The organism is Synergistaceae bacterium, assembly GCA_012728235.1.
In the GTDB taxonomy this organism is placed as follows: domain Bacteria; phylum Synergistota; class Synergistia; order Synergistales; family Synergistaceae; genus JAAYFL01.
This window is the reverse complement of the sequence record JAAYFL010000098.1, coordinates 1-6,606: the sequence shown is the minus strand read 5'-3', so window position 1 is coordinate 6,606 and position 6,606 is coordinate 1. Positions and strand designations below refer to the sequence as shown.

At 39.5% G+C, this 6,606-nt stretch carries 8 protein-coding genes and 1 tRNA gene; 4 read left to right on the top strand and 5 right to left on the bottom strand.

Going from position 1 to position 6,606, the window contains the following annotated elements; genetic code table 11:
• Positions 1 to 3: 3 nt before the first annotated feature.
• The 5 genes from trpB to GXZ13_06425 form a co-directional block, all read right to left on the bottom strand.
• Positions 4 to 1,227 (bottom strand): tryptophan synthase subunit beta, encoded by a 1,224-nt coding sequence (trpB, locus tag GXZ13_06445; GenBank protein ID NLX75453.1) that lies wholly within the window; start codon positions 1,225 to 1,227, stop codon positions 4 to 6.
• Positions 1,228 to 1,588: 361 nt separating this feature from the next.
• A tRNA-Thr gene (locus GXZ13_06440) sits at positions 1,589 to 1,664 on the bottom strand.
• Positions 1,665 to 1,771: 107 nt separating this feature from the next.
• On the bottom strand, positions 1,772 to 2,215 hold the full coding sequence (locus GXZ13_06435) for an acetolactate synthase (protein ID NLX75452.1): 444 nt from the start codon (positions 2,213 to 2,215) through the stop codon (positions 1,772 to 1,774).
• Positions 2,216 to 2,235: 20 nt separating this feature from the next.
• Complete coding sequence (locus tag GXZ13_06430; GenBank protein NLX75451.1) at positions 2,236 to 3,537, bottom strand: phenylacetate--CoA ligase; 1,302 nt, start codon at positions 3,535 to 3,537, stop codon at positions 2,236 to 2,238.
• Between the two features lie 590 nt (positions 3,538 to 4,127).
• Positions 4,128 to 4,577, bottom strand: coding sequence for an Hsp20/alpha crystallin family protein (locus GXZ13_06425; protein ID NLX75450.1), 450 nt, complete (start codon positions 4,575 to 4,577; stop codon positions 4,128 to 4,130).
• 184 nt (positions 4,578 to 4,761) lie between these two features.
• Here GXZ13_06425 and GXZ13_06420 point away from each other — a divergent pair, with 184 nt between their 5' ends.
• The 4 genes from GXZ13_06420 (at position 4,762) to GXZ13_06405 (ending at position 6,602) form a co-directional block, all read left to right on the top strand.
• On the top strand, positions 4,762 to 5,076 hold the full coding sequence (locus GXZ13_06420; protein ID NLX75449.1) for a winged helix-turn-helix transcriptional regulator: 315 nt from the start codon (positions 4,762 to 4,764) through the stop codon (positions 5,074 to 5,076).
• 42 nt (positions 5,077 to 5,118) lie between these two features.
• Positions 5,119 to 5,409 carry a thioredoxin family protein gene (locus tag GXZ13_06415; GenBank protein ID NLX75448.1) on the top strand — a complete coding sequence of 97 codons (291 nt, stop codon included), beginning with the start codon at positions 5,119 to 5,121 and terminating at the stop codon, positions 5,407 to 5,409.
• A 173-nt stretch (positions 5,410 to 5,582) separates the two neighbouring features.
• Positions 5,583 to 6,062, top strand: coding sequence for a permease (locus GXZ13_06410; protein ID NLX75447.1), 480 nt, complete (start codon positions 5,583 to 5,585; stop codon positions 6,060 to 6,062).
• Positions 6,063 to 6,602 (top strand): permease, encoded by a 540-nt coding sequence (locus GXZ13_06405; protein ID NLX75446.1) that lies wholly within the window; start codon positions 6,063 to 6,065, stop codon positions 6,600 to 6,602.
• Positions 6,603 to 6,606: the final 4 nt, after the last annotated feature.

Genomic DNA, 6,606 nt, shown 5'->3' with positions numbered 1-6,606 from the left:
TTATTAATTTGAAACGAGCGGCAAGTCGAATAATCCTAATTTGGCTATTGTTTCCATATCCTTGTCGCCACGCCCCGAAAGGTTAACGAGCAATGTTTTGTCAGGACCGAAATCGGGTGCGATTCTTATCGCTCCTGCAAGGGCATGTGCACTTTCAAGAGCAGGAATGATTCCCTCTGTTCTGCAAAGTAATTTAAAAGCCTCGAGCGCTTCTTTGTCGCTTGCGCAAATATATTCCGCTCTTCCGCTATCTTTCAAAGCCGCATGAACCGGTCCAACTGAAGGGTAGTCAAGCCCGGCAGCAATGGAATAGACCAAAGCTGCATCTCCTTTTTCATCTGTAAGAACATAACTCTTAAAACCATGAAGTACACCTGGTTTCCCCATGGTCAATGTGGCTGAATGTTCTCCATATGAAAATCCTCTTCCGGAGGGCTCTACTCCTATTAGCCGGACATCCTCATCTTCAAGAAATGCTCCGAAAGCCCCAATTGCGTTGCTTCCACCCCCAACGCAGGCTATAACTGCATCTGGAAGAGAGCCGGTTCTTTCAAGCATTTGTTCTCTCGCTTCTTCTCCAATAATTCTCTGAAAATCTTGTACCATCGTTGGATAAGGATGCGGCCCTACTGCTGACCCAAGGAGATAATACAGAGACAAGTCGTTGCAAAATGCGTTGAGTGCTGCATCCACGGCTTCTTTTAGCGTGCCCTGTCCGTCAGAAACTGGAACGACCGTTGCTCCCAATGCTCTCATCCTAAGAACGTTGGGTGCCTGTCGTTCTATGTCGACTGCCCCCATGTAGATATCGCATTTCATGCCCATAAGAGCAGCAACTGTGGCAGTGGCAACGCCGTGCATTCCCGCTCCGGTCTCTGCAATAATCTTTTTCTTCCCCATTCTTTTTGCAAGAAGAGCCTGCCCTATGCAGTTGTTTATTTTATGGGCTCCTGTGTGGTTGAGGTCCTCTCTCTTTAAAAAGATTCTGGCTCCTCCCGCACTTTTGGTGAGATTTTTGCACTCTGTAAGTGCTGAAGGGCGTCCCACATAATTCTTTAGAAGGGTAAGGTATTCTTTCCTAAATGAACTGTCAGTAAGGCATTTTTCGTACTCTTTCGCTACTTCATCTAGCACTGGTTTCAGTGCATCCGGAACATAGATGCCTCCATATTCATTGAACATCCCTTTAACAGGGAACCCTGCTGAACTTTTTAATTTCTCTTTCATTTTAACTCCTCCTCTAATCTGATGTAGCCTGTCTGTTCTTTCTTTTCTAAGCTATGTATCTTTTTATATAAAAAAGAGGACTGAAAGAAATATTCTCTCAGTCCTCCTGTATTGGCACAGCACAATACGGGTGGACGTTAGTTAAGCCACCAGCAGTTGTTTGTATTGATTGTAAGGCAGACGCTTGATTTCATAAAATCGCTCCAAACGGTTGTTATTGTGTGAAATGCTATCACTGTTATACAGAAATTGCAATAGGCAATGTTAAACATTAAAAAATGTTATTAAAACGTAAGAACTTATAAAAAGTGAAGATAAAAAAGGCATTCAGAACGTCATGTTCTGAATGCCTTCGTATTTCTGGAGCCGGCGAGAGGACTCGGACCTCCGACCTGCTGATTACAAGTCAGCTGCTCTACCAACTGAGCTACACCGGCAAAAAAACGATATTTTTATCATAAGTAACGTAAAGCATTTTACTTTAATTTAGATTTAAGTCAAGCCTTGAATGGAAGTGTCATGCTTCCAGCAGGATACTCTCGCCTTAAATTAAATCAAGTTCCTCCTGAGTAATAAGCGGAATATTATTTTTAGAGAGAACTTTTGCAGCTTTTTCTGTATCAGCATCACTGACATGAAAGATTAAGTATGCTCCGATCTTCTTTTTTGCGATGAAAGCATATGCATACTCTAAATTGACGCCGTCTTTTCTCATAATTTCTAAGATTTCATATAGCCCACCCGGTTCATCACGAACCGCTACAGCAAGTACTGGGGTGATAGAGGCCACATAGCCGGCATTTTTGAGCCTTGTCATTGTTTCTTCCGGGTTATTTACAATCATTCTTACTATTCCGAAATCTTCCGCTTCAGCGATAGAAAGAGTTCTCATATCAATGTTGTGCTCACTTAATAATTTCGTTAAATCTGCAAGCTGTCCAGGGTTATTTTCGAGGAACACAGAAATTTGTTTTACTGTTTTTGGCATAATACTTCCTCCTTTTCTCCTTAATATAGATTGCGTTTGTCTATCACACTCACCGCTTTTCCCTCACTGCGAACGATACTCTTATGTGCAACAAGGTGAACTCTGGCAAAAATGCCAAGAACTGCTCTTAAGTCGTTAACAAGAACCTTCTCTGCAGCGGAGATTTCTCCGATAGTGTCGGAGAATTTTTCTGGTGTCATCTCAACATTGATATCTAAGACGTCACTGTTATTGATACGAGAGACGATAATTTGATAATTAGCTTCGTATCCATTTTTAAGAAGTACAGCCTCAATTTGTGACGGGAATACGTTTACTCCTTTGACTATGAGCATGTCATCGCTGCGGCCAAGCGGTTTGCCCATTCTTTTCATGGTTCTTCCACATGAACATTTCTTGCTGTTCAGTATACAAATGTCGCGAGTACGATAACGAAGAAGCGGGAAAGCTTCTTTTGTTATGCTAGAGAAAACCAATTCTCCCTTTTCTCCATCAGGCAAAACCTCTCCCGTTTCCGGGTTGATTATTTCTGCGATGAAATGATCTTCGTTTATATGCATTCCGTTTTGTTCGCAACATTCGAAAGCAACGCCTGGCCCAGAAAGCTCCGTAAGTCCATATATATCATAAGCCTTTATGCCAAGTTTTTCTTCGATATCACGGCGCATTTCGTCTGTCCATGCCTCTGCGCCGAAAATCCCAATTTTAAGCTTGAGGAGATCTTTTAGCCCTTTTTCGGTAATAGTTTCCGCAAGGTACGCTGCATAAGAAGGTGTGCAGCAAAGAACAGTGGAGCCGAGATCCTCCATAAATTGAAGCTGTCTTTCAGTGTTTCCTGAAGAGACAGGTAAAGTCAGAGAGCCTACTTTGTGAGATCCTCCATGTAATCCTAACCCACCTGTGAAAAGACCGTACCCGTATGAGACGTGCACCACGTCATCCCTGGTCGCTCCCGCGGCTGTTATTGCTCTAGCACAACAGTCGTCCCAAAGGTCAAGATCGTTCTGAGTGTAAAAAGCTATAACTCTTTTCCCTGTGGTGCCACTTGTGGATTGTATTCTTATACAGTCGCGAATTGGGGTTGACATGAGTCCATATGGATATGATTTTCTCAAATCTTCCTTTTCAAGAAACGGAAGCTTATGAAGATCGTCAACAGATTTTATGTCGTTACATGTGACTCCCTTTTCATCCATCAGTTTTTTGTAGTAAGGAGAATTTTCGTAAACACGTTTAACTGTTTTAACAAGCCGCTCGCTCTGCCACTTTTTAATTTGTTCGCGAGGGGCACACTCAATCTCTTTTTGGTAGTATCTTTCCATTTAAAATCAATTCCTTTCAGAAAATTTTTACTAAATCACGTTTAACGTGAGAAGAATTAAGAAGTACTTTTTACTAAAATAATACAGTACTAAATCGATTTCTGGTTAATTGTATGCTAAATAAAAGAATCTGTGTGATTTTTGTGTTTCTAAAAAAATCATAGCAAAAATATCTTACCATTTTTATATCCTCCCATATTAACGAAATTTAATATTTACATATAAAAAAAGCAGGGTTCCCATGACGGGACCCTGCTTCAACGGAAAATACGCAACGATGGCTGACTAGTTATTTACAATCAAGAGCCACTGGCGCGAATCCGTGAAGAGGATCCGCGTCAATAAAGGAGAATTGTGCGATAGCCGCATAATATGAGTAGCTGTTGTTATGTTTCATATCCCAATATCTCCTCTCTTTAATAATTTATGCTTTCAAATTTATCTGCTTTGAGGGATTGTATTCCTCTTCTTATAAGATGTCAAGAAAATAAAGGCTGCTGTTTAATTTGAATGTTAAAAAGAGTAGGGGCTTGCCGTTGGCGTGCACCCTACTCTTTTTATTGCTCAGAGATCGTACGAAACTGGCTATCTTACTCTATTTCAATCTCAATATCTGTGCTCTTTTTTTCTTCTTTTGGAACGTTAATTCTCAAAACACCGTCAATTAGTTTGGCTTTAATATCCGCAGTTGATACATCTGTCAAATTAATAGCTCTGCTCATTGATACACAACGTCTTTCGCGATGGATGTAGTTCTTTTCTTTATCCTCCGCATCTTCATCTTTTGTAACAGTAATGGTAAGCTGTCCGTCGTTGAGCGAAAGGCCTATCTCTTCTTTTTTAATTCCCGGGAGTTCCGCCTCAATTAAGTACTCATTGCCGTTATCCTGAATATCGACTTTAAATGTGTCGAAGGCCAAGCTTCGTCTTGTTGGCCAGTCTGTCGCAAAAAAGTCGTCGAGGACATTGTAAAAGTCCCTGAATCCGGACCCGGCAGATAGACCTCTGCCTCTCCTGTTAAAAGGTACTAATCCAACCATGTCTAACAACTCCTTTATAGTTTGTATTTGCTCTACTTTTATGAGCAAATAGAGACTAACATATTTAACTTTCTTTGTCAAGCTCTATATGGTTAATGATAATCAGCAAATAGATTATGATTATCATTTAAAATTGACTAATAGAAAATATGTGGTAAAATCGCCACATAGTGAGGGGTAATATATGGTAAATAAAAACTTGTTGTTTGACAGAAAAATAGAAATACTGAAGGGGCTGGCTCATCCGGTTCGTTTCTCTATCGTACAAGCCTTGTCTGAGGGAGAAATGTGTGTCCATAATATAGGAAATTTATTTTCTTGCGATAGAACTACGATAAGCAAGCATTTAGCGTTTATGAAAAAGTTGGGCATACTCTCTTCAAGAAAAGACGGATTGAAAGTTTATTATAGTCTGCGGGTTCACTGTCTTCCTAATATGCTTTCCTGCATACAAAAGATTGCGGAAGGAGAGAATCCGGAAATATTTTTAGAAAAATAAAAAATGTTATAAATAATAATTTTAGAAAAGGAGAAAGTTAACATGAAAATTCAGATATTGGGAACAGGCTGTGCCACTTGTGAAGAGCTTGACCAGCTTGTTGTTCAGGCAGCAAGGGATCTAAAAATCGGAAATCCAGTAGAGAAAGTTACAGACGTTGCAGAGATAGCATCATTTGGGGTTCTTTCATTGCCTAGTCTTGCCATTGATGGGGAAGTTGTCCTGTCCGGGGTTGTTCCCACATATGAAAAAATAAAAGAGCTTCTCATATCCGCTTTAATAAAAGAAGAAGCAGATGCGGATCAAGGTGGATGTTCCAGCTGTTTCGGCTGAAGCTTCTAATTTTTTCCGACGTGATCGGAAATAAAATAATAAGCGTGGATTCCTCGCAATTGCGAGGAATTTTTAAATTTTAAGAAACATAACAACAAATTAACTGTTACACCCTTATTTAAACGCACTATCGCCTTTCTTAAACCGCAAAATATATATTTGGATGTATTGTTTTGGATTCTTATATTTTTTATGGTATTACTATAGTTCTGCTTATATTTTCTTTTACAAAAGACAGAGAGAAAAGTATGGCAGCACTGAAAAAAGGATGGAGATCTTTTGAAAACATCCTGCCAGAATTTCTTGTTGTTTTATTGCTAATAGGTGTCATGCTGGCTGTTAGCAGCCCACAGATGATTTCAAATATATTGGGCAAAGAATCAGGATGGATAGGAGTCTTATTGGCTTCCCTAGTCGGATCGGTAACTCTTATTCCCAGTTTTGTTGCTTTTCCAACAGCGCTACTACTTCTGGAAGCTGGCGCCGGTTACATGCAAATAGGAGCTTTGATTTCAACATTAATGATGGTTGGACTTGTGACCATGCCTATTGAAATAAAATATTTTGGCAAGAGAATGACAATTTTGAGAAATGTTTTTGCATTTATTTTCTCTTTCTTTGTGGCATTTGCTATAGGAAAGGTCGTGGGTTAATTGAAAAATACAATTAAAAGATACAGGGCTTTTATTGTTGTTTTATTATCTATATTTTTGCTTACAGCCTTTAACAGGACCTTAGGCACCAAAGCTCTCTCAATTTCTCTTAAATCTTTTGTGGATATGCTTTTTATCATTCCTCCAATATTTGTTTTACTTGGACTGCTTGATGTTTGGGTTCCAAGAGATAGGATGATTAAATATATGGGAGAAGATTCCGGCTTAAAGGGAATATTGCTTGCATTTTTCATAGGATCTGCGGCAGCTGGGCCCCTTTATGCCGCTTTTCCTGTAAGTGCTGTTTTTATGCAAAAAGGAGTTAGTTTTAGAAATATAATAATCTTCATCGGGGCATGGTCTACTACAAAAATCCCGATGGTTCTTTTTGAAATAGAATCTTTGGGGGCAACCTTTGCTCTTGTTCGACTTCTTGTTGATATCCCAGGAATAATAATAATAGCAATGCTTCTATCAAAGCTTGTCAAGGAAAATGAAATAAAAGACATGTACGAAAACGCACATAAAATGAGCAGTTAAAATT